Raw genomic sequence first — 20814 nt, 5'->3', positions numbered from 1 at the left:
TATCAGGTTTGATAGCCCGTAGCCACTTGTAGAGGCTGTGTGCAGAAACGCCCAGACGGTCGGATACTTCGGCAACGGAATAACCGCGTTCTGTTATCTGACGGACGGCTTCTTCCTTAAATTCAGGTGTAAATCGTGGTGTGCCCATACGCTCCTCCTATGCTCAAACTATAGGGCAGGATCGTCTACCGGGGCGGGGTCAGTCCAACTATAGGGCAGGATCGTCTACCGGGGCGGGGTCAGTCCAAAATAATTGCGATGATGCTCGCAAAACCCAGACCAATCAATCCGCAATCAACAAAAATATGACCTTACCGCACAGAGCTCTATTTCCTGAATCCCCCTCGCAAATTCCAAATTTCCCCCACCTAAAACCGCTGTATTTATATTCAGCCCTGTATAATGGGCACCAGAAATTACGCCGAACGGCAAAGGAATATTTAAAGAGAGAATTCGCGATATGAAGGTGCTGCAACACCCCCATACCGCTAACCACAAACAACTTACAAGGAGTTGAAAATGGCTGCGACGAATTTTAAGCCAGAGTTTACTGTTTGCAAAACAGAATCAGACGCTTTCACCGGCATGATTGAAAACCGCGAGCTGGTACGCAAAAACAGCGCCCGCCGACTGCACGGCAACCAGCCCAACACGGCGCCCGTCCATCCCCGCGCGGAAACGCCGCAGGACAGTGCAGCCTGCTGCGAACTGTATGCGCGCATAGACATGAAATACCTTCTGCTGGGCGGCGATTGGTTAACCCGCGCGGGCTTTATCAACGGTATGCCCGTAAAAATCCGCGCCATGAAAGACTGCATTGTGATTACGCCGCAGCATACAAGAGAGCTATGGGGATGCCTGGAGGGTATGAGCGTGGTGAATATTAATAAGCAGAAAGTCGCGCTGTGGCTGAAGACGTTTCCGGGAGCGCTAAATGATACAGGCGATATACCGGCTGTTAAGCGTGGAACAGGCCAGGCGATGTCGGAGTAACCGTGCTTCCCACCTTATGTAATCCTTGAAGCAATAAAACGATACGGGCATGTCATCCCATGCCCGTTTTAAGTAAAAATCAATCGTGCTTAACCTTGCTCTTTCACCGCGTTAACCAGCGCAGCGTGAAGTTCGCCGACGGTTAAATCACATATAACAGGTTCGGGTATGCCACGTACCCAGCGGATAAATCGACAGATGCCAAAAAAGTCTATGCCTTCACCCGTAAACAGATACTCGTTCTCCGCGAGAGAGAACGTTTTCCTGTAGCCATCTTCTTCCGTAGCAAGTTTAACGCCAAACGCTTCTTCGCAGTCTTCTAGTAGGTCTTCGCCGTCGATACCGCAAATATGCAAATCGGCCTCAATCAACGTATTGCTATCGATAGGTTTACGATGTTCACCTGAGGAGTTTCGAACAACCTCAATGACTTGAGAGAGAGTGGGTTCCATCATGATCCTCTCCTTTAAAGCGGTGGAAATAATCGTCAGCGCTTTCCGGTGGTGCTCCGCTTGGTCGGACCGACCAGCACAACGTTACCTCGGCCCGAGAAATTTTAAAGTCAGTTCATGCTATTGCCATATGATTCCATGCATCTCTGTAAACTATATTTCCGTCACAGTGTTTCCAGGTGATTGCCTCATATCTTAATTCGATCGTCTCTGTATGCGTTCCTGTTCCAGAACCCGGGAACAGATTTGGCGTAATACCCGTGATTTTTACATTTTCCAGGATAATGTTGAAATATTCTCTCTCGATTCCTGCATCATCAATTTGATACATTTTTATCGTAGCCGATTTTAGTGTTTGGTTTTCACACAGTGCCCTAATGAGAACCGGTGTTGTTTTATCAAACTCTTTCTGAACGGCAATCGGTGTATGTACACGGGTGCCTGTCAGTCGGCCTGTATTTCCACTCACAGGAATGGTGAGGTGATGAGCGACCGCCTTTAATTCAATAGCGCCTAACCGACCGAACACCATCGAACCTCCTACGACTGGTGATCCATTAACATCGGTTAACCAAAGATATGCTGGATTTGACATGATTATTCCTTATCTATGTTTACAAAAGAAGGTAGGCGCAACATCGCCACGACCCATATGAATAAGCCAATAAGTTTCAGAGGCCATGGTTCAAGGACAGCTATACAAGCAAATGCACCGATGATCAGTAAGGGGCCTGATAACACATCCAGGAACCCGCCAAAAATATATATCTTTCCTGGCAGTAATTTATTCATTACTAATGAAATAATGTAAGCGCTTATGGTAATGATGCAAAAGGCGATTGTTTTATCATGCCAGGTTTCGAATTCAACCCAGCTAAGGGTATAGGCTAAAACTAAATATGAGCAAAGAAGCAGGTTTATAATTGGGATGATAAACTTATTCATACACACCTGCCGTAGTGTGTGTATTTAGTTTTTCATTAACTTTTTTTATGATTTGATTAAATACAGGCTTTCCTTCGGAATAACCTGCATGGATAGCATCTACAAAGGGTTGGACGGCATCAGCGAACAGAAAATAAAGTAGGTCATAGTCTCTGTGTCTCAGAAGTTCATATACCTCCGGTGCATCTGATTTGAGTTTGTTAGATGTTCTAATTGATCGTTCAGCCATTCCCCCAAACAAAAGGAGTGTGCTCAGTGCCGTGATTGGGTTGTCTTTCCCTTTAAAAACAACAAACGTAAAAGACGTTCTTTCAATGACATGCTTCGCGATAGTTGATGCAATAATATTTGTTGATATTCTACCTGCAATTGAAGTTGTTACAGTTCTGTATAATTTATCTTGCTCCGCTTCAGTTAAATACCTATTAAATTCTTTAAATATAATTTTTACAGCGTTGAATATATTCTCATAATTCAAGATGTCGTTTTTTATGGCAGTGAACATTCGTATTCTTTGAGTTTCACGAGCATACCTGGTATCCGTGTCAAAGATACCATAAACCAGATATCCATAATCTAACGGTACAGATAGCCCTCCATTTATAAGCCCAGTAACTGTATCAGGAGAAGCGATTATGTTGCATAGCCTTCGGGCTATATCTTCTACATCAGCCATAGTATCCCTTTAATTGTATTATAAAGGATAATATCAATGTGATATTTATGCGATTAAAGCAATTTATTTTATCTAAACGATAGATTAAGAATTATTAACGGCATTAATATTTTCTAAATGAGATAATACGCGGCTTCGTGCCTATCCCACGCACTCCACCGCTCAATCTCAATCAACTCACTTCATCAAAACACCGGCACCCCCAGCCCAACCTTCACCTCCCTCAACGTCTCTTGCGTCACCCCCTGGGCCCGTTCGGTCCCGCGCTTCAGCATCGCCATCAGCTCACTCTTATCCCGCATGTACATCGCCCTCCGCTCCCGCATCGGCGCAATCAGCTCCTGCAGGCACGCCTCCAGCTCGTTCTTGCACGCCCGGTCACCCAGCCCGCCCGCCTGATAGTGCGCCTTCATCGCCGCCACTTTCTCCTTGTCCGGATGAAACGCGTCGAGGTACGTAAACACCACGTTCCCCTCAATCTGCCCCGGGTCGCTCACCTTCAGGTGGTTCGGGTCGGTGTACATGGCGCTGACCGCACGGTGAATGGTCTCTTCGCTGGCAGAAAGGTGCAGCGTGTTGCCCAGCGATTTCGACATCTTGGCGCTGCCGTCGATGCCGGGCAGGCGGCTGGTGTCGCTCAGCATCGCCTTGCAGTGGCGCAGCACCGGGGCGGGCAGCAGGCTGTTCATCTTGTGCACAATCTCGTTGGTCTGCTCAATCATCGGCAGCTGGTCGTCGCCGACGGGCACGCACTCGGCCTTAAACGCGGTGATGTCCGCCGCCTGGCTGATGGGGTAGGCCATAAACCCGACCGGCAGCGAGCGGGCGAAGCCCTTCTGCGCAATCTCGTTTTTCACCGTCGGGTTACGCTCCACGCGGGCGACGGTCACGATGTTCATATACAGCATCGTCAGCTCGGCGAGGGCGGGCAGGGCGGACTGCAGGCAGATGGTGGTCAGGTTCGGGTCGATGCCCGCGGCGAGGTAGTCGGCCAGCACTTCGGGGATGTTGTCGCGAATTTTTTGCGGGTTGCTGCCGTTGTCGGTCAGCCCCTGCAGGTCGGCAATCAGCACAAACTGGCTGTGCGTCTGCTGCAGTGCCACGCGCTGGCGCAGCGATCCGACGAAGTGACCGAGGTGCAGCGGGCCGGTTGGGCGATCGCCGGTGAGGATGGTGGGTGCGTTCATAAAGACTCCTTAATGGGCAGTTGCCGAAAGGGGTCTTAGAAATGTGAAAGCCGCCTTTCGGCGGCTATCTGAAAATGGGGAAAACTACTCCGTGCCGCCTTTAAGAAGGCAGCCACCAGCGGTTTACGGTGAGCACGGCGTGGTTTATGTTCATCTCTTTACCGTATCACGTCCGGCGCGAAAAACAAAAGGGCACGTCATGCTGCAATCTCTCAACCATCTGACCCTCGCGGTCAGCGACCTGCAAAAAAGCGTCACCTTCTGGCACGAGCTGCTGGGGCTGACCCTGCACGCCCGCTGGAATACCGGGGCCTATCTCACCTGCGGCGATCTGTGGGTCTGCCTGTCTTACGACGAGGCGCGCCGGTACGTGCCGCCGCAGGAGAGCGACTATACCCACTACGCCTTTACCGTGGCGGAAGCGGATTTTGAACCGTTCTCGCAAAGGCTTGAGCAGGCGGGCGTCACCGTCTGGAAGCAGAACAAAAGCGAGGGAGCGTCGTTCTATTTTCTCGACCCGGACGGGCACAAGCTGGAGCTGCACGTGGGCAGCCTCGCCGCGCGGCTGGCGGCGTGTCGCGAGAAGCCCTATGCGGGCATGGTGTTTAGCTCAGACGAGGCTTGAGGCGCGCACCTTCAGCCTGCCCGCCAGCGTCACGTGCGTGGCGGCATCTTCCTGATTGCACAGGTACTCCACCGCCAGCCGTCCCAGCTCGCTGTAGGGCAGCTGGATGCTGGTCAGCGGCGGGGTGAGCTGCTCGGAGATCTTCTGGTCGTCGTAGCCCGCCAGCAGCATGTCATGCGGGATGCGCACGCCGTTCACCGCCAGAGCCTGATAGCAGCCAATCGCCAGCCAGTCGCTGGCGCAGAAGATGGCGTCCGGGCGCTCGGCCAGTTCCAGCAGGGACGTGGTTGCGGTAAAGGACTCGCTGAACTGCCAGTTGGTCTGCCGCACCAGGTCGTCGTCGCACGCGAGTCCGGCCTGCTGCAGCGCGGCCTGGTAGCCCGCCAGACGCTGGCGCGAGGCCTCCATCCAGCTCTCGCCGGTGATGTGGGCGATGCGCGTGGCCCCGCAGGCGATGAGGTGTTTAGTCACCTGGAAGGCGTTGGCGTAGTCGTCCGGGATAAACGACGGCAGCAGCGGCGAGCCGGGGTCGCGCTGGTTGAGCAGCACCAGCGGGATGCGGGTGCAGTCCTGAAACGCCGTCAGGTCCACCAGCGTGGTGACCGGGGAGGCGAGGATAATCCCGATGCAGTTGCGCTTCTCCAGCTGGCGGATGATGTTTAGCGCCAGCTCGATGTCGTCGCCGTAGTCGTAGACGGTGAGCAACGTCTCATTGCGCCACGCGGCCTCCCGCGCCTGGCTGATGGCGTCGATAAACGGGTCGAAGCTCTGAATGGAGCTCACCAGCAGGGCGATCTCTTCCTGGTTGCGCGGGGCGTGAACGGCGGGGAGGCGGTCGTAGCCGAGCTCGGTGGCCACATTAATCACCCGCTGGCGGGTGTCGTCGCTGAGCTTGATGTTGCGGGACTGGTTAAGCACCAGCGATACCGTCGCCTGCGACACCCCTGCCGCCCGCGCAATATCGTTCATCGTCACTTTCGTTTTTCGCTTCATCCGTCCTCTCCCTTTCGCGACTTCGCATCATACCCTAACCGCACGCTTTAGCGCCGTCGATCACGTTTCTCATTCATCGAAGCGTGAACTTTGTGAGGGGCATCGCTTTTCTCAACGCCGTGATTTGCGCATTTATCCTGCAACTAATATTTATTAGCTAAATATTATCAGTAAGAGGACGCGTAATGAAAGAGCAGTGGAGCAGGGAGCAGGCACAGGCGTGGTACGAGCAAAAGGGCTGGCTGTGCGGGTTTAACTATCTGCCGTCGACGGCGGTGAACTGGACCGATATCTGGCAGGAAGAGACCTTCGATGCCGCCACCATCGAGCGCGAGCTGGGCTGGGCGGCGGAGGCGGGCTACAACACCCTGCGCATCAACCTGCCGTTTATCGTCTGGGAGCACGACCGCGACGGGCTGATGGCGCGCATCGACCGCTTTTTGACGATTGCCGACGATCGCGGGTTCAGCACCATGCTGACCCTGATGGACGACTGCGGCTTCTCCGGCGACGAGCCGTATCTCGGCCCGCAAAAGCCACCCGTGCCGGGCAAGCACAACAGCCAGGCGGCGGCGAGCCCGGGGCGCGACAGGGTGTGCGATCCCGACTGCTGGGCAGACATTGAACGCTATATCCGCGACGTTGTCCGTCAGTTCCGCGACGATAAGCGCGTGCTGCTGTGGGATCTCTATAACGAGCCGGGTAACCGCGGCATTTTCGCGACCGGCACGCAGGAGGTGCAGTACGACGCGAAGCTGGAGACCTGCGCCCACGCGCTGATGAAGCTCGCATTCCAGTGGGTGCGAGAAGAAGATCCAACCCAGCCGCTCACCGTCTGCGCGTGGCGCCTGCCGCCGGAAGAGGAGGGCGAGACGTTCTTCCAGCATCCGCTGGACCAGACCGCGCTGGCGCTCTCGGACGTGGTGAGCTTCCACGCCTACACCCACACCGGCCGCATGACGGCGATTATCCAGCAGCTGCAAAAGCTCGGTCGCCCGCTATTCTGCACCGAATGGCTGGCGCGCCACGTGGGCAGCACCATCGAAGAGCAGCTTCCGCTGATGTACGCGGCGAAGGTCGCGCCGTACCAGTGGGGACTGGTGCGCGGCAAAACCCAGACGTGGCTGCCGTGGCCGGTGGTGATGAAAGAGTCCACGGACTACTGCCGCCTCTGGTTCCACGACGTGTTCGAGGAGAACGGCATTCCGTTCTCGCGCCGTGAAATCGCATTAATGCAGCAGCTGCGCAAGATCGCCCCGAAAGTTAAGGGCTAATAATATCGACCCGGCGGACCACCGCCGGGCAACCAGGCAGGCATATAACAATGGCAACGACAATGAAAATACCGTCTCGCGAGTTGTGGTCTTACTTTGGCTATGGTTTAGGTCAGTGTTTTAGCTTTGGTTTAGTGGGTTCGTTTATTAACTATTTTTACACCGACGTGCTGGGGATCTCGGCGCTGGCGGCGAGCACCATCTTCCTGATTGCCCGCGCGTGGGACGCGGTTCACGATCCGCTGTTTGCCAGCATTATGGACACCATTAACAGCCGGTTCGGCAAATTTCGCCACTTTTTGCTGATCGCACCGCTGTTGATCACCGGCGTCACGCTGCTGTCGTTCTATAAAATTGAAGCGGATATGACCACCAAAATCCTCTACGCCGGGGTGACCTACATCCTGTGGGGGACGCTGTACGCCATCTCCGATATCCCGTTCTGGTCGATGTCGTCGGTGATGACCAACGACTCCGGGCAGCGCACCCGCGCGGTGACGGCGGCGATGCTCGGGGTGAACGCCGGGATTGCCTGCGCCAACATCTTCTTCCCGAAGCTGGCGGCCTACTTCGCCCAGTACAGCAATGACAAAGGCTACTTTATGGCGGCGCTGGTGATGATGCTGGTGGGCCTGCCGCTGATGCTAAACGGCTTTATGCAGATCAAAGAGCGCGTGCCGCCGAGTCCGGAAAAGGTGACCATTCGCGATACCTTCCACAACCTGCGCCAGAACAAGCCGCTGTTTATCGTCCTGCTGTCGTTCTTCTTCTGCGTGTTTCACAACGTGGCGGGCGGGCTCTATATCTACTTCTTTATCAACAATCTGGGCGACGGCAGCCTGCAGATGGCGATTGGCGTGATGGGGATTGTGGCGGCGGTGCTGTGCCTGGTCGCCCCGATGCTGACGAGGCGGATGCAGAAGCGGAAGCTGTTTATGATCCTCTGCGGGCTGGACGTGGCGGTGCGCGTGGTGATGTGGTTTGTCGGGTATCAGCAGGTGACGATGCTGTTTATTCTGCTCGGCCTGAGCACGCTGTTCGTGATGATGACCAACATCCTCACCTCGTCGATGATTGCCGACACCATCGAGTACGCGGAGTACCACACCCACAAGCGCTGCGCGGCGATCACCTTCTCCGGGCAGACCTTTACCGGCAAGATGTCGGTGGCGGTGGGCGGCGGGTTAATCGGCGTGTTTCTGACGATGATCGGCTACGTGCCGCAGGCGCAAATCCAGAGCGAAGGCGTGCTGTCGGGGCTGTTCTTCGGGATTTGTCTGCTGCCAGCGATAGGGTCGCTGATCCGAATGGGCTTTATGTCGCGCTTTACCTTTACCGAGGAGAAGCACGCGGAGATTTGTCGGCTGCTGGCGGCGCGCAGGTTGATTACGGAAGGGGAGCGGGGTAGCGAAGAGCAGGGCCTTCGTCCTATGCAGGTAAATTAATGCTGCCAGACACCGGCCTGGCAGGTGTCTGGCCTCTGACATTACGATGCGTGCGGCGGTTTAATCTCCTTCAGGAGATCCAGAATGCTATTACTGCTTGTCGATTTTACTTTTTGATAAAATACAGGTTCGGAGATCGGTGAATCCCATTGATGGATCTGTTCTTTTTTGAATGGGATACATTTCATGGCTGTTCGCTTCAGCGCTTTAATACGGAGATCATAAGCCTCGAAATCATCCGCCGTTGTTTTCAGACTTGCCGATCTTGCTGCGTTAATCTGGTCTGGGCATATGAGCTGTATATTACCCAGTGAAAAGATATTTACCCCAGTGATAAAAAATCTTGACGGGATATCTTTATAGTAACGGGTGTTCCACGTTGCTCCGTCAAACATGGCGTGTGGATGCGTCTGTGTCTCGATGTAATACTGGTGAGTACGCCAGTCACTGATGCCTGAAAGATTGAGGGTCATGTTGATAATCAAGTTCGGAGTGGGTCTAAAGAAAATCGTCATCAGAAACACCAGGGCCGGAATGACAATCACTATTGTCGTTATCATCTGGATGATGTTTTTCTGTTCACTTACGAGGATCATCCCAGGGAAAATGCCGACCACGGCCAGGACCACTGACAGTCCGGTGAAAATGGCTAATTGCGCGAGCATGCTCGTTTCACTGTTAAAATCAAGCTGGTTGGTCACGAACAGAAGAGGGAGGACTTGAACACACGCAGGAATGAGCAATAACGCAGGTAACCCGAACTTAATCGGCCATGTTTTAAGGTATTTCTTTTCCAGCGTGTCATCAATTTTAACATACGCAGGGGTGAAAATTTGCCATCTCGACATACTCCATGTCGTTAACAGAAGCAGACCGATTGCCACTATTGTAACGCCAGGTCCGTTCCAGTTAAGAAAATAATAAACACTCATGCTACTGATAAACACGATGCAAATCATGATGCTATTTACCAGACTCACATTCGCGAGTCGTGAGGGTAAACCTTCATAATGCTTTAAGGATTGTTCATTCGATAAGAAGATTAAATACAGTAAGAAAGACGAAATAAATATAACGATACTAAAGCCGAACAGGGAAAGCAGAGTGAAACCAAATATAATGCCGAGGGCGCTAGTCACGCTCAGCGCATCATAAAGTATATCCAGCCGATCAATGTTAGCGAGATAGAACCATATGACGCTAAATGTACACCCTGTCACGAAAGTGGACGAGGTTATAATGGCAATGAAAAATTTACGGTTAATGATTTTTAGAAAATCGGCCTTCATCCTGGATGCCCCCTTTGTTTAGGGGCATCATAAGACGTGATAAGCCTTAATTTCCAGCCCCCAAAATATGTGATAAAAATCGAGGGCGTTTCCTTTCTGCGCTGTACAGAACAGTGACGATCGCTTAACCGGTGGACTCACCCACAAGCTCAATCCGGTTTCCGTCCGGATCTGCAATGACCGCTTCATAAAATCCATCTCCGGTCATGCGCGGTGCGCCGAGTAACGTACCCGCTGAGCGAGCCTGCTCCGCCATGCTGTCCACCGTTGCTTTGCTGCCCACATTTATGGCGATATGCGCCCAGCCGATAAACTCCGGGTGGGCAGGAGCATCCGGCAGATCCGGCAGCGTCATCAGCTCGATGGTCGGCCCGTTATCCAGCGTAATAAAGTGTGATTCGAAACCGGGACGATTTTTACTGACGTAGCGTTCGTTACTGCGGCCACCAAACACCGTTTCCCAGAACTGAACCTGCGCGTTCAGGCTGCGGGTCCAGAGTGCGACATGGGCAATATTCATAAGCTCTCTCGTTATTTGTCTGTGAGGACTTTCACCGGTAAAACAGGCTACACTCTGGTTTTGAGCGCTACAAGCTGAGGACATAACAATGCACTACACACTGAAAGAAAGCGACAAGGATAAAGCGGAAGGGTCAAACGGCGCGGGCGCTCTGCAGCAAAAACTGCTGGAGTCCCGTTCGATTGTGATCTCCGGTGAGATCAACCAGGAGCTGGCGCAGAAGGTCATCACCCAGATGATCCTGCTGCAAAGCGTCAGCAACGATCCGATCAAGCTGTACATCAACAGCCAGGGCGGCCACGTGGAAGCGGGCGATACCATCCACGACTTCATCAAGTTCATTCGCCCGGAAGTGCACGTCATCGGCACCGGCTGGGTGGCGAGCGCCGGGATCACCATCTTCCTGGCGGCGAAGAAAGAGCACCGCTACTCGCTGCCAAATACCCGCTTTATGATCCACCAGCCGCTGGGCGGCGTGCGCGGTCAGGCGACGGATATTGAGATCGAAGCGCGCGAGATCATCCGCATGCTGGATCGCGTGAACAAGCTGATCGCCGACGCGACCGGCCAGCCGCTGGAAAAAGTGAAAAAAGACACCGATCGCAACTTCTGGATGTCTCCGGCAGAAGCGCTGGACTACGGCATCGTGGGCAAACTGATTACCCATTATGACGAGCTGAAGCTGGATTAAGTTTTCGCGGCGTGTTTGAGTCGGGTGGCGGCTTCGCCTTACCCGACCTACACGCCCTCGTTTGACCCATGACAAGTTCCCCCTCCGCCTTCTTGCCTATAATCGCGCCTGTTTCCCCTCTCACTGGTGCTACCCATGGCGTATCAACTGAACCTGAACTGGCCGGAATTTCTTGAGAAATACTGGCAAAAACAACCCGTAGTGCTGAAAAATGCCTTCCCGAACTTTGTCGACCCGATTACCCCGGACGAGCTGGCAGGGCTGGCGATGGAGCCGGAAGTCGATAGCCGTCTGGTGAGCCATTTCAACGGCAAATGGCAGGCCAGCAACGGGCCGTTTGAGCACTTTGACGATCTGGGCGAAACCGGCTGGTCGCTGCTGGCGCAGGCGGTGAACCACTGGCATATGCCCGCGGCGGAGCTGGTGCGTCCGTTCCGCGTTCTGCCGGACTGGCGTCTGGATGACCTGATGATCTCCTTCTCCGTGCCGGGCGGCGGCGTGGGTCCGCATATCGACCAGTACGACGTGTTTATCATTCAGGGGATGGGCAGCCGCCGCTGGCGCGTGGGCGACAAGCTGCCGATGCGTCAGTTCTGCCCGCATCCGGCGCTGCTGCATGTCGATCCGTTTGATCCGATCATCGACGAAGATCTGGCCCCGGGCGATATCCTCTACATCCCGCCTGGATTCCCGCACGACGGCTTTACCCATGAGACGGCGCTCAACTACTCCGTCGGTTTCCGCGGGCCGAACGGTCGCGATCTGATCAGCAGCTTCGCCGATTACGCGCTGGAAAACGATCTAGGCGGCGAGCACTACAGCGATCCGGATCTGACCTGTCGCGAACACCCGGGCCGCGTGGAGCAGTACGAGCTCGATCGCATTCGTCAGATGATGATCGACATGATCGGCAAGCCTGATGATTTCACGAAGTGGTTCGGCAGCTTTGTTTCGACGCCGCGCCACGAGCTGGATATCGCCGCCGCCGAGCCGCCGTACGCGCCGGAAGAGGTGCTGGACGCGCTGCAGGGCGGCGAAACGTTGTCTCGCCTGAGCGGCCTGCGCGTGCTGAACGTTAACGGCAGCTTCTTCATCAACAGCGAACAGCTGGAGACGATAGACGCGAAGGCGGCGGATGCGCTGTGCCGCTACACCGAACTCGGCCAGGCTGAGCTGGGCGATGCGCTGAATAACCCGGCGTTTGTTGAGGAGCTCACCGGGCTGATTAACCAGGGATACTGGTACTTCGACGAGTAGTGGAGGGCGGCGTTGAGTGAGGCTCAACGCCGCCTCGTTTAGACCAGCATATTACACGCCTTCCAGTAGTTCAGAAGTCGTTCGTCATCGCGCTCTTTTTCAGCTTTTATTTTCATCGCCTGCGCCAGATTTGCTCGCGACACTTCATGGCCTTTCTGGACGATGTCTAATACCGCTTCACCAAGAGCCAGTGAAATTTCTGTCCGATTATTGCGAATCGTCATAAATACCTCCTCGTTGGTTGCGTTAATTTAATTATGAAAGAGAAATAACCATCCGGTAATAATTCATCTCATTCTTAATTTTTTATTTCTCTCATTTTCAACGGGTACGAAAATGAAAAGGGGATATTTTCTTCCTTATGGGCAGTAATAATCTTTCGACTTATACGGGTGCATAATCCCGTTAAGCCCAGAGATTGCCGCCATCCCCTGTGAATGGTACTGTTTGACCTGTCCTTTTCCCCATGCAGGCGTGGCATTATGCTCCAGAGTGAAAATACATCAGCGAAACGCCTGTTTTTTGTTGAGGATTTTCAGCTATTCGGCGAGCGCTATGGCATCGACTATCGTTTTCCCCAGCTAAAAGATGCAGTAGCCACCCGCAGTCCCGTTCTCCAGGGGGACGTGGAAGAGATGACGCTCTCCTCGGGCGTTTCCCTGACCCACTCCGACGTTCGCGTGTTACAACCTTACGAAACGACCTCTCGCCACAGCAGCCCGCTCTATATGCTGGTCGTGCTGGAAGGGTGCGTCACGCTAACGCTCCGCGGTAACGAGTATGTCGTGCGGGTCGGGTATGGCCTTCAGCGCCTGCCTCAGTGAAGAGCAGATTATGAGCGCGCGGCACGATGCGGACAGTACCCTGAAGACGCTCTCGTTTGGCGTGTACCCCAATGACGCCAGGCGTGAAAGCCTGCTGGAAACATTGCTGCTGGAGTGGCAAAGCCGGAATGCGCCTGCCGTTGTCTGGCACGTTCCCGGATTCGTGCTCTCCGGCATTCAGCATGCACAGCAGCAGGGCGTATGCGCGTTATCACGCAGACTGCTGCTAGAGGGGCTGATGTATCAGCTGCTTGGCCATGGCCTGAATCAGTACCAGCAACACCGTCCCTGTCGACCGGAGCATGCGCGTCTGGAACGCGTACGGTGCATGCTGGAACAGTCGCCTGAACAGAATCACTCCCTTGCCGAGCTAGCCGCCCTCGCGGCAATGAGCCAAAGCAGCCTGCGCAGCAAGTTCCGCCAGCGCTATGGCTGCACGCTGTTTGATTATCTCCGCGACTGTCGTCTCGCGCTGGCCCGGCGCTATCTGCTGGAAGGCTATAGCGTACAGCAGGCGGCGTGGATGTGCGGCTACCAGCATGCCACAAATTTCTCTACCGCATATCGTCGCCGCTACGGTATTTCGCCCGGTGAGGTACGTAAAACGCAGTAATGCACTTTTCCCTTTCCTGCTAACGCTTCCCGTGCGGTTTGTCATCGCGCATAGGTAACCTGGCGGCACGCATAGCCGTTTGCTCTCTCAAAAAGGTAATAATTCTTATTAACAATAAGAATTATCTCTGGAGAGAGTTATGTTTGCTAAAACGCGTCTGGCACTGCTGGTGGGATGGGTTACCGGAAGTGTCGTTTTTCCTGCGCTGGCGCAGGATGCCCAAAAAACGGATACCGTGGTGGTGACGTCGCAAATGCAGTCTGCGGCCACTAAGCTTGAAACCCCTGATATCGAAACCCCGCAGTCGGTCTCTATCGTCACGCGCGAGCAGTTCGAGGAGCAGGGCGCAACCAGCGTGCGTCAGGCGGTGAGCTACATGCCGGGGGTCTACAGTAATCAGATCGGTGCCTCAAACCGCTTCGACTATATCGTGCTGCGCGGCTTCTCCGACGGCAGCCTGGATAACATCTATCTCGATGGCCTGAAGATGATGGGAGACACCAACTCCCACAGCTCGCTGGTGATCGATCCTTGGTTCCTTGAGAGCGTAGAAGTGGTGCGCGGCCCGGCCTCCGTGCTGTACGGGCGCTCATCGCCGGGTGGGATTGTGGCTCTTACGTCCCGTAAACCGTCGTTCGATCCGGGCGGGGAGATCAAGCTGTTCGCCGGGAACAATAACCAGCGCGGGGCGATGTTCGACGTCACCGGTGCGGTTGACGATAACGACCGCGTGGCGGTGCGCCTCAGCGGGATGACCCGCTACGCCGATTCCCAATTCGATCCGCTGAAGGAAGAGCGTTACGCGCTGATGCCGAGCCTGACCTGGCGCATCACTGACAATACCCGTCTGGAACTGATGGCCTATCTGCACCGCGATCCGGAAGGCGGCAGCCACTCGGGCCTGCCGTATGAAGGGACTGTCGTACCGCACTACGGCAAGAAAATCTCCAACACCTTCTTTGAGGGCGAGGATGATTATGACAAATACGATCGTCGTGAAAACATGGTGGGCTACAACATTGAGCACATGTTTGACAGCGGCTGGTCGGTGCGTCAGAAGCTGCGCTATGCGCATACCAAAGTGGAATTGAACCAGGTTTATGCCGCAGGCTGGCTGAATGAAACCGAGCTTAACCGCGGCTATTCGGGATCCGACGAGAAGATGAATGCCATCACGCTGGATAACCAGATCGACGGCAGCTTTGACACCTGGGCGGTGAACCACCGCGTGCTGATCGGGATGGATTACCAGGATCGCACGAATAACGTGACGGGTTATTACGGCGGATTTCCGCCGATCGACGCCTTCAATCCGGTCTACGGCGCGAAGCCGGATTACATTACGCAGTACAGCCAGGAAAAGCACAAGCTGCGCCAGACGGGGTATTACCTGCAGGATCAGATGTCCCTGGATCGCTGGCGTCTGACGCTAGGCGGGCGTTACGACCGGGTCAGCGTGTCGAATATCGACAGCTTTAACCATACCCGCAGCGATCTGGATAAGCACAACGTCAGCAGTCGCGCGGCGCTGCTGTATCTGTTTGATAACGGCGTGGCACCCTACGTGAGCTACTCAACCGCCTTTACGCCGACCAGCTTTGCAGACGAGCAGGGCAATATCCTGGAGCCGATGAAGGGCAAGCAGTGGGAAGCCGGGGTGAAATATGAGCCTGAGGGGATGAACAGCCAGTTCAGCGCCTCGGTGTTCCGTATCAATCAGAAGAACATCGCCACCAAGGAGGAGCCAACCGATCCGTACCGTTCGATCGGCGAAATTGAGTCCGAAGGGGTTGAGCTGGAAGCGATTGGACAGTTGACGGACAGCCTGCGCATGCAGGCCGCGTATACCTATACCGACATTCGCTATAAGAAAAGTAGCCCGGAAGAGCAGGGAAAACGCGCGGTTTATGCCCCGCGTAACATGGCCAGCGCCTGGTTGAGCTACGACGTCAAAACGGGTCCGCTTGACGGCCTGACCGTGGGTTCGGGCGTACGCTATGTGAACGGCGTCACCAGCGATCGTCAGAACACCCATACGCTGCCGTCGTATACGCTGATTGATATGGTGGTGGGGTACGACCTGTCAAAGATTGGGCTGATGGGGGTCAGCGCGCAGCTGAACGTCAACAACCTGACGGACAAGCGGTACGTGGCGGCGTGTAACTCGCTTTCCTACTGCTACTTTGGCGCAGAACGCAGCATCTTGGGCAGCGTTTCGTGGAAGTTCTGAGCCGTTAGCCAGCGCCCGGTGGCGCTTCGCTTACCGGGCCTACGGGCGATAAGATGTAGGCCGGGTAAGGCGAAGCCGCCACCCGGCAAAAAAACGCACTACTCCTCCATCGCAATCACAATCGCTTCACCCATCTTCTTCAGCGCCTCGCGATTTTTGTCCGTTGGCGGCAGCGCCACGTTGATCCGCAGACAGTTGCGGTACTTCCCGGAGGCGGAAAACAGCGACCCGGCCGCGGCCTGAATCTTCAGCCGACACAGCTGCTTGCTGACGCACACCATATCCACGTTTTCCGGCAGCTCAATCCATAGCAGGAAGCTGCCCTGCGGGCGCGTGACGCAAATCTCTGCCGGAAAATACTGCCGCACCCAGCAGGTGTAGGTTTCCATATTCTGCTGATAAATCTGACGCATACGACGCACGTGGCGATGGTAATGGCCGTCGCGAATAAACGCCGCCACCGCCATCTGCGTGCCCGGCACGTTAAACCCACCGGCGGCGTATTTCATGTGCATCACCCGGTCGTAGTAGCGTCCTGGCACAATCCAGCCGACGCGCAGGCCCGGCGCCACGGTTTTGGTAAACGAGCTGCAGAGGATCACGCGTCCGTCGATATCCATCGAATGAATGGTGCGCGGGCGCGGATACTCCGCCGCCAGCTCGCCGTAAATATCATCCTCAACAATCACGATATCGTGCCGCTGGGCGAGGGCCAGCACCTGCTTTTTCCGCGCTTCCGGCATGATAAACCCGAGCGGGTTATTGCAGTTGGGCACCAGGATAACGGCCTTGATCGGCCACTGCTCCAGCGCCAGCTCTAACGCCTCGATGCTGATCCCGGTCTCGGGATCGGTAGGAATTTCAATCGCCTTGATGTCAAACCCGCGCAGCATCTGCATGGTGCCGTGAAACGACGGCGACTCCACCGCCACGATATCTCCCGGCTTGCACACCGAGAGCAGGGCAATCGACAGCGCGCCATGGCAGCCGTTGGTGATGACAATCTCGTTCGCTGCCACGGTCGAGCCGCCGTCCAGCATCAGGCGGGCGATCTGCTCGCGCAGCTCCAGGCGGCCGTCGAGCACGTCATAGCTCAGCATTTCGCCAGGGTTATGCTGCGCGATGCGGCTCATCTCGCGCCACAGGGGCTTCAGGCTCGGCTGGTTAATATCCGGCGAACCGCCGCCAAAGGAGATCATCTCTTTGTCGGCACGAGCGTCCAGCAGCATCATCACCTCATCCCACTGGGTAACGTCCACGGGGCGCTGCACCGGGCGCGTCATGGCCGGAACCGGCGGCTGGGCCTTGCGCTGTGAGACAAAATAGCCGGAGCGTGGCTGAGGGGTGATCAGCTGGAGATTTTCAAGGATCTGATAGGCCTGCTGTATGGTGCTGATGCTCACGCCGTGCTCCTGGCTCAGCGTGCGCACCGACGGCAGACGTTCGCCGCTGCGATACAGACCTTGTTGAATGCGTTCCGCCAGAAGATTGGCCAGATGTTGGTAGCGCGTCATGCTGTATCCTTTGTTTTCACCATACAGATTGTAAAACCAGTACAGATTGCCGTAAAAATTGGCATGCAGATACTGTTTTAGCGGATCTGTATGTTAAACAAAAGGTGTTTTTGAGTCTGTATTGCACAGGTCGATTTCCAGGATGATAACCCCACTGGCACAGCGAGGAGAGCATCATGGAATTCTACGAAAATCGTTCAAAACGTCCGTTTGTCGTGTTTGTCTGGATCGGCAAAACGATCTGCAACTGGTATCGCATCAACCGCACCCGCCGCATCCTGAGCCGGATGAGCGACGAGCAGCTCAAGGACGTTGGGTTGTCGCGGAATGATGTATGAGCCACGTCATCGCCGGGCGAGCGTAGCGCACCCGGCGATTTCAGCTCAACAGCGCAAGCGTCTGCCGCTTCGGCCTTTCCAGCAACTCCACCGCCTCTTCATACGACCGCACGTTGTTATAACCCATCACCAGCCCGTAGCGTTTGCCCGAACCACGATACCACTCCGAAAGCGCATTGACCTGCAGCTGCTGTTCCTGCCAGCAGCGCGCCACTTCCCGGTCACCGCTGCTTTTGGTCAGGAACGCCACGATATGCATCCCGCCGTCGTTTTGCTCGGTGAAAAACAGATCGCCATACACCTCGCGCAGGGCGGCAATCATCCAGTCGCGGCGGGTCTGATACAGCGCGCGCATCTTTTTCAGGTGACGGAAAAAATGCCCTTCGTTGAGAAACGCGGTGAGGATCTTTTGCGTCAGCACCGGCTGGCCGCTGGTGGTAATGTCCGCGCAGTCGGTAAAGGCCCCGACGGTGCTGGCGGGCAACACCACGTAGCCCATGCGCAGCGACGGCATGATGGTTTTACTGAAGGTGCCCATAAAAATCACCCGGTCGTGCTGGTCCAGGCTTTTCAGCGACGGCAGCACCTTGCGGGTGTAGTGAAACTCCCCGTCGTAATCGTCTTCAATGATCCATGCCTCGTTCTGGCTGGCCCAGTCGAGCAGCTGCTGCTTGCGCGGCAGCGAGAGGGTGACCGCCAGCGGGCTCTGGTGCGACGGGGTGACGATGGCAAAACGCGCATCGCGGTGGTAACGGAGCAGGTATTCCGTGTCGATACCGCAGCGATCGACCGGTACCGTGTGCAGGCGCGACACGATCCGCTTGAGCAGCTGCTGGCCCATAAAATAGCCCGGATCTTCAAACACCACCTTGTCGCTGCGGCTGGCAAGCGTGTCGAGGATCAACCGCAGGCTGCCGCTGTAGCCGCTGGTGATCAGCACCTGCTCGGCGCTGCAGGAGAGCCCGCGCGAGATGTTGAGATAGCTGGCGATGGCCTGGCGCAGCGGATACCAGCCCAGCACCGGCGGGTTGAGCATCTCCTCCTGACGCATGGCGCGCGTCGCCTGGCCTGCCAGCAGCAGCCATTTTTTATACGGAAAGCTGTCGAGGGCAGGGATGCCGGGACGCAGAAACCCAGCTCGTTCCCGCTGGCTGATGAGCGATGCCGGGAGCGTGCCGGTGGGCTGTTCCGCGGAGGCGTTCTGCGCGGGCAGCAGAAGATCCGGATTCACCCGCGTGCCGCGAGCGCCCTGGCTCACCAGATACCCTTCCCCCGTCAGAATGGCATACGCAGTTTCGACGGTTTTACGCGCCACCTTCAGCTCTTCCGCCAGCACGCGGATGGCGGGCACCCTGTCGCCCGGCTTCAGCACGCCGCGCGTGATGTTGTCGCGATAGCGGGAATAAATCTCGTGATAGCCCGGCTTCATGTCCTACCTCATTTCACGCTTTTTGTATCTTTTTACTATGTCATGAACGGCGTAGATTTGCCGCATCGCATGACATATGCCGCACAAAAAAGAGGAAAGACAATGAGCACTCGCGTTAACCACCATAAAGTCACACCCGCCCTCGCCAACGCGCTGTCTGCCCTGAGCATGGAGGTGGCAAAAACCTCCATCGATCCGGCGCTGAAGCACCTGATCGACATGCGCGTATCGCAGCTGAACGGCTGCACCTTCTGCCTGGATATGCACTCGAAAGAGGCCAAAATTGCCGGCGAGCGCGAGCTGCGCCTGTACCATCTGGCGGCCTGGCGCGAGTCCCCCCTGTTCAGTGCCCGCGAGAAAGCCGCGCTGGCCTTCACCGAAGCGCTGACCCAGATTGGCGTTCACGGGGTTAGCGACGCGCTGTACCGCAGCGTGGCGGAACACTTCTCGGACGTGGAGATTTCAGAGCTGAACTTCGCTATCGTGGCGATCAACGCCTGGAACCGTCTGGGGATCACCTCCCGCATGGCGCCGGGCTCGCTGGACGCGGCTTATGGGTTAAACAAGGCTAACCTGGAATAATCCCGCGCTCGCGGATCGTTGCCACCAGCGCCCGTAGCCCTGGCGGAACGTGGCGATGGCCAGGGTAGTACAGGCGCAGTCCGGCAAAGGGCTGCGCCCAGTCGTTCAGGACGCTCACCAGTTCTCCACGCTCAAGCTCATCCCGGATATACAGTTCCGGCAAAAATCCCACCCCTAATCCCGCTTTTACCGCACGGATCGAGGCAAACAGATCGGACGTCGCAAAGCGCGGCGGCACGGCAAGGGCATACGTTTCACCCCGACGCGCCAGCTCCCAGCGGTAGATCCCACCGTGGGCCATGCGCATGCCGATCCCCTGATGCTGCAGCAGATCGTCCGGCGTTTGCGGAATACCGTGACGGGCAAAATAGTCCGGCGTGGCGGTGACCAGCTGGCGGATCTCCCCGGTCAGAGGCACGGCGATCATGTCCTGCGGCACGGACTCCTCAAGGCGGATCCCCGCGTCGTAGCCTTCCGCGACAATGTCGATCATCCGCGCTTCGCTGACGGTCTCTACGCGCATCTTCGGATAGAGGATCATAAAGTCGATCAGCAGCTGGTCCAGAAACAGGGTGCCGATATGGTTCGGCACGTTCAGACGCAGCGTGCCGGCGGGTTCCCCGGTGTCGCTGTGGATCTCTTCGCTGGCGAGACGGATCTCCTGCAGGGCCGGGCCGATACGCGCCACGTAGCGCTGTCCGGCGTCGGTGAGCGCCACGCTGCGGGTGGTGCGGTTAAAGAGTCGGGTATCAAGGCGGCTCTCCAGCCCGGCGATGGCGTTGCTGACCGCCGTGGCGGACATGCCCAGCTCCTGCGCCGCGCCGCGAAAGCTGCCGCGCCGCACGACGGCCATCACCACTTCCAGTTCTGTCAGACCTGAACGATGCATAGATTATCCTGAAAATCGAAACAACCCTTGCAGCATAGCGTGGATTAT

Annotated in this window: 22 protein-coding genes and 1 pseudogene; 10 read left to right on the top strand and 13 right to left on the bottom strand. The window is 56.0% G+C overall.

Annotation, left to right across the window (positions count from 1 at the left end; genetic code table 11):
* On the bottom strand, positions 1 to 148 hold a 148-nt coding region (locus LA04_RS23540; protein ID WP_152594368.1), incomplete at its 3' end, for a transposase.
* Between the two features lie 371 nt (positions 149 to 519).
* Between LA04_RS23540 and LA04_RS24135 the strand changes: the two genes are divergently transcribed.
* Complete coding sequence (locus LA04_RS24135) at positions 520 to 993, top strand: SymE family type I addiction module toxin (protein WP_081957691.1); 474 nt, start codon at positions 520 to 522, stop codon at positions 991 to 993.
* Between the two features lie 89 nt (positions 994 to 1082).
* Here LA04_RS24135 and LA04_RS11700 read toward each other — a convergent pair whose 3' ends face one another.
* The 5 genes from LA04_RS11700 to trpS form a co-directional block, all read right to left on the bottom strand.
* Entirely contained in the window at positions 1083 to 1448 is a 366-nt protein-coding gene (locus LA04_RS11700; protein WP_442854767.1) for a hypothetical protein, read from the bottom strand.
* Between the two features lie 112 nt (positions 1449 to 1560).
* Positions 1561 to 2040 (bottom strand): Hcp family type VI secretion system effector, encoded by a 480-nt coding sequence (locus LA04_RS11695; RefSeq protein WP_047651671.1) that lies wholly within the window; start codon positions 2038 to 2040, stop codon positions 1561 to 1563.
* A 2-nt stretch (positions 2041 to 2042) separates the two neighbouring features.
* Entirely contained in the window at positions 2043 to 2390 is a 348-nt protein-coding gene (locus tag LA04_RS11690; RefSeq protein ID WP_047651670.1) for a hypothetical protein, read from the bottom strand.
* Positions 2383 to 3066 (bottom strand): hypothetical protein, encoded by a 684-nt coding sequence (locus tag LA04_RS11685; RefSeq protein WP_047651669.1) that lies wholly within the window; start codon positions 3064 to 3066, stop codon positions 2383 to 2385. Before LA04_RS11685 ends, LA04_RS11690 begins: the two co-directional genes overlap by 8 nt.
* 185 nt (positions 3067 to 3251) lie before the next feature.
* Entirely contained in the window at positions 3252 to 4253 is a 1002-nt protein-coding gene (trpS, locus tag LA04_RS11680) for a tryptophan--tRNA ligase (RefSeq protein ID WP_047651668.1), read from the bottom strand.
* A 199-nt stretch (positions 4254 to 4452) separates the two neighbouring features.
* Here trpS and fosA point away from each other — a divergent pair, with 199 nt between their 5' ends.
* The gene (gene fosA, locus LA04_RS11675; protein WP_047651667.1) at positions 4453 to 4878 is read left to right on the top strand and encodes a FosA/FosA2 family fosfomycin resistance glutathione transferase; all 426 of its coding nucleotides are present in this window, start codon (positions 4453 to 4455) and stop codon (positions 4876 to 4878) included.
* Here fosA and LA04_RS11670 read toward each other — a convergent pair.
* On the bottom strand, positions 4864 to 5871 hold the full coding sequence (locus LA04_RS11670) for a LacI family DNA-binding transcriptional regulator (protein WP_047651666.1): 1008 nt from the start codon (positions 5869 to 5871) through the stop codon (positions 4864 to 4866). The two genes, fosA and LA04_RS11670, sit on opposite strands and share 15 nt — an antisense overlap.
* Positions 5872 to 6056: 185 nt before the next feature.
* Between LA04_RS11670 and LA04_RS11665 the strand changes: the two genes are divergently transcribed.
* The gene (locus tag LA04_RS11665) at positions 6057 to 7145 is read left to right on the top strand and encodes a cellulase family glycosylhydrolase (RefSeq protein WP_047651665.1); all 1089 of its coding nucleotides are present in this window, start codon (positions 6057 to 6059) and stop codon (positions 7143 to 7145) included.
* A gap of 50 nt (positions 7146 to 7195) precedes the next feature.
* Positions 7196 to 8590 carry an MFS transporter gene (locus LA04_RS11660; RefSeq protein ID WP_047651664.1) on the top strand — a complete coding sequence of 465 codons (1395 nt, stop codon included), beginning with the start codon at positions 7196 to 7198 and terminating at the stop codon, positions 8588 to 8590.
* Positions 8591 to 8631: 41 nt separating this feature from the next.
* Here LA04_RS11660 and LA04_RS25000 read toward each other — a convergent pair whose 3' ends face one another.
* Positions 8632 to 9879, bottom strand: a complete 1248-nt coding sequence (locus tag LA04_RS25000; RefSeq protein ID WP_047651663.1) for a hypothetical protein — start codon at positions 9877 to 9879, stop codon at positions 8632 to 8634.
* A 124-nt stretch (positions 9880 to 10003) separates the two neighbouring features.
* Positions 10004 to 10399 carry a VOC family protein gene (locus tag LA04_RS11650; protein WP_047651662.1) on the bottom strand — a complete coding sequence of 132 codons (396 nt, stop codon included), beginning with the start codon at positions 10397 to 10399 and terminating at the stop codon, positions 10004 to 10006.
* A gap of 88 nt (positions 10400 to 10487) precedes the next feature.
* Between LA04_RS11650 and LA04_RS11645 the strand changes: the two genes are divergently transcribed.
* Together LA04_RS11645 and LA04_RS11640 are read left to right on the top strand one after the other, a co-directional pair.
* A complete protein-coding gene (locus LA04_RS11645) occupies positions 10488 to 11090 on the top strand; it encodes an ATP-dependent Clp protease proteolytic subunit (RefSeq protein WP_008501342.1) in 603 nt (200 codons plus the stop codon).
* Between the two features lie 135 nt (positions 11091 to 11225).
* Positions 11226 to 12347, top strand: a complete 1122-nt coding sequence (locus LA04_RS11640; RefSeq protein WP_047651661.1) for a ribosomal protein uL16 3-hydroxylase — start codon at positions 11226 to 11228, stop codon at positions 12345 to 12347.
* Between the two features lie 38 nt (positions 12348 to 12385).
* Here LA04_RS11640 and LA04_RS11635 read toward each other — a convergent pair whose 3' ends face one another.
* Positions 12386 to 12571 (bottom strand): hypothetical protein, encoded by a 186-nt coding sequence (locus LA04_RS11635; protein ID WP_042717348.1) that lies wholly within the window; start codon positions 12569 to 12571, stop codon positions 12386 to 12388.
* A gap of 258 nt (positions 12572 to 12829) precedes the next feature.
* Here LA04_RS11635 and LA04_RS11630 point away from each other — a divergent pair.
* Together LA04_RS11630 and foxA are read left to right on the top strand one after the other, a co-directional pair.
* Positions 12830 to 13784, top strand: a pseudogene (locus LA04_RS11630) (helix-turn-helix transcriptional regulator).
* A 139-nt stretch (positions 13785 to 13923) separates the two neighbouring features.
* Positions 13924 to 16014, top strand: coding sequence for a ferrioxamine B receptor FoxA (gene foxA, locus LA04_RS11625; protein WP_047651658.1), 2091 nt, complete (start codon positions 13924 to 13926; stop codon positions 16012 to 16014).
* A gap of 98 nt (positions 16015 to 16112) precedes the next feature.
* On the opposite strand, the gene LA04_RS11620 is transcribed toward foxA, so the two are convergent.
* Entirely contained in the window at positions 16113 to 17528 is a 1416-nt protein-coding gene (locus LA04_RS11620) for an aminotransferase-like domain-containing protein (protein WP_047651657.1), read from the bottom strand.
* 176 nt (positions 17529 to 17704) lie between these two features.
* Between LA04_RS11620 and LA04_RS11615 the strand changes: the two genes are divergently transcribed.
* Positions 17705 to 17866 carry a DUF1127 domain-containing protein gene (locus tag LA04_RS11615; RefSeq protein ID WP_047651656.1) on the top strand — a complete coding sequence of 54 codons (162 nt, stop codon included), beginning with the start codon at positions 17705 to 17707 and terminating at the stop codon, positions 17864 to 17866.
* A 40-nt stretch (positions 17867 to 17906) separates the two neighbouring features.
* Here LA04_RS11615 and pdxR read toward each other — a convergent pair whose 3' ends face one another.
* Entirely contained in the window at positions 17907 to 19295 is a 1389-nt protein-coding gene (pdxR, locus tag LA04_RS11610) for a MocR-like pyridoxine biosynthesis transcription factor PdxR (protein WP_047651655.1), read from the bottom strand.
* Positions 19296 to 19397: 102 nt separating this feature from the next.
* On the opposite strand from pdxR, the gene LA04_RS11605 reads away from it, so the two are divergent.
* Complete coding sequence (locus LA04_RS11605; RefSeq protein ID WP_047651654.1) at positions 19398 to 19877, top strand: carboxymuconolactone decarboxylase family protein; 480 nt, start codon at positions 19398 to 19400, stop codon at positions 19875 to 19877.
* Here the strand turns inward: LA04_RS11605 and LA04_RS11600 are convergent.
* Positions 19864 to 20766, bottom strand: a complete 903-nt coding sequence (locus tag LA04_RS11600) for a LysR family transcriptional regulator (protein WP_047651653.1) — start codon at positions 20764 to 20766, stop codon at positions 19864 to 19866. The genes LA04_RS11605 and LA04_RS11600 overlap by 14 nt on opposite strands.
* Positions 20767 to 20814: the final 48 nt, after the last annotated feature.

Source organism: Enterobacter sp. UCD-UG_FMILLET (assembly GCF_000762975.1).
In the GTDB taxonomy this organism is placed as follows: Bacteria; Pseudomonadota; Gammaproteobacteria; order Enterobacterales; family Enterobacteriaceae; genus Enterobacter; species Enterobacter dykesii.
This window is presented reverse-complemented; position numbering and strand designations above follow the sequence as displayed.

Excerpts from the sequence above, each read along its gene's own strand:
- LA04_RS24135 (WP_081957691.1), top strand. The coding sequence starts at position 520 with ATGGCTGCGACGAATTTTAAGCCAGAGTTTACTGTTTGCAAAACAGAA.
- fosA (WP_047651667.1), top strand. The coding sequence starts at position 4,453 with ATGCTGCAATCTCTCAACCATCTGACCCTCGCGGTCAGCGACCTGCAA.
- LA04_RS25000 (WP_047651663.1), bottom strand. The coding sequence starts at position 9,879 with ATGAAGGCCGATTTTCTAAAAATCATTAACCGTAAATTTTTCATTGCC.
- LA04_RS11635 (WP_042717348.1), bottom strand. The coding sequence starts at position 12,571 with ATGACGATTCGCAATAATCGGACAGAAATTTCACTGGCTCTTGGTGAA.
- LA04_RS11670 (WP_047651666.1), bottom strand. The coding sequence starts at position 5,871 with ATGAAGCGAAAAACGAAAGTGACGATGAACGATATTGCGCGGGCGGCA.
- LA04_RS11650 (WP_047651662.1), bottom strand. The coding sequence starts at position 10,399 with ATGAATATTGCCCATGTCGCACTCTGGACCCGCAGCCTGAACGCGCAG.
- pdxR (WP_047651655.1), bottom strand. The coding sequence starts at position 19,295 with ATGAAGCCGGGCTATCACGAGATTTATTCCCGCTATCGCGACAACATC.
- LA04_RS11600 (WP_047651653.1), bottom strand. The coding sequence starts at position 20,766 with ATGCATCGTTCAGGTCTGACAGAACTGGAAGTGGTGATGGCCGTCGTG.
- foxA (WP_047651658.1), top strand. The coding sequence starts at position 13,924 with ATGTTTGCTAAAACGCGTCTGGCACTGCTGGTGGGATGGGTTACCGGA.
- LA04_RS11645 (WP_008501342.1), top strand. The coding sequence starts at position 10,488 with ATGCACTACACACTGAAAGAAAGCGACAAGGATAAAGCGGAAGGGTCA.
- LA04_RS11620 (WP_047651657.1), bottom strand. The coding sequence starts at position 17,528 with ATGACGCGCTACCAACATCTGGCCAATCTTCTGGCGGAACGCATTCAA.
- trpS (WP_047651668.1), bottom strand. The coding sequence starts at position 4,253 with ATGAACGCACCCACCATCCTCACCGGCGATCGCCCAACCGGCCCGCTG.
- LA04_RS11700 (WP_442854767.1), bottom strand. The coding sequence starts at position 1,448 with ATGATGGAACCCACTCTCTCTCAAGTCATTGAGGTTGTTCGAAACTCC.
- LA04_RS11690 (WP_047651670.1), bottom strand. The coding sequence starts at position 2,390 with ATGAATAAGTTTATCATCCCAATTATAAACCTGCTTCTTTGCTCATAT.
- LA04_RS11605 (WP_047651654.1), top strand. The coding sequence starts at position 19,398 with ATGAGCACTCGCGTTAACCACCATAAAGTCACACCCGCCCTCGCCAAC.
- LA04_RS11660 (WP_047651664.1), top strand. The coding sequence starts at position 7,196 with ATGGCAACGACAATGAAAATACCGTCTCGCGAGTTGTGGTCTTACTTT.
- LA04_RS11615 (WP_047651656.1), top strand. The coding sequence starts at position 17,705 with ATGGAATTCTACGAAAATCGTTCAAAACGTCCGTTTGTCGTGTTTGTC.
- LA04_RS11695 (WP_047651671.1), bottom strand. The coding sequence starts at position 2,040 with ATGTCAAATCCAGCATATCTTTGGTTAACCGATGTTAATGGATCACCA.
- LA04_RS11640 (WP_047651661.1), top strand. The coding sequence starts at position 11,226 with ATGGCGTATCAACTGAACCTGAACTGGCCGGAATTTCTTGAGAAATAC.
- LA04_RS11685 (WP_047651669.1), bottom strand. The coding sequence starts at position 3,066 with ATGGCTGATGTAGAAGATATAGCCCGAAGGCTATGCAACATAATCGCT.
- LA04_RS11665 (WP_047651665.1), top strand. The coding sequence starts at position 6,057 with ATGAAAGAGCAGTGGAGCAGGGAGCAGGCACAGGCGTGGTACGAGCAA.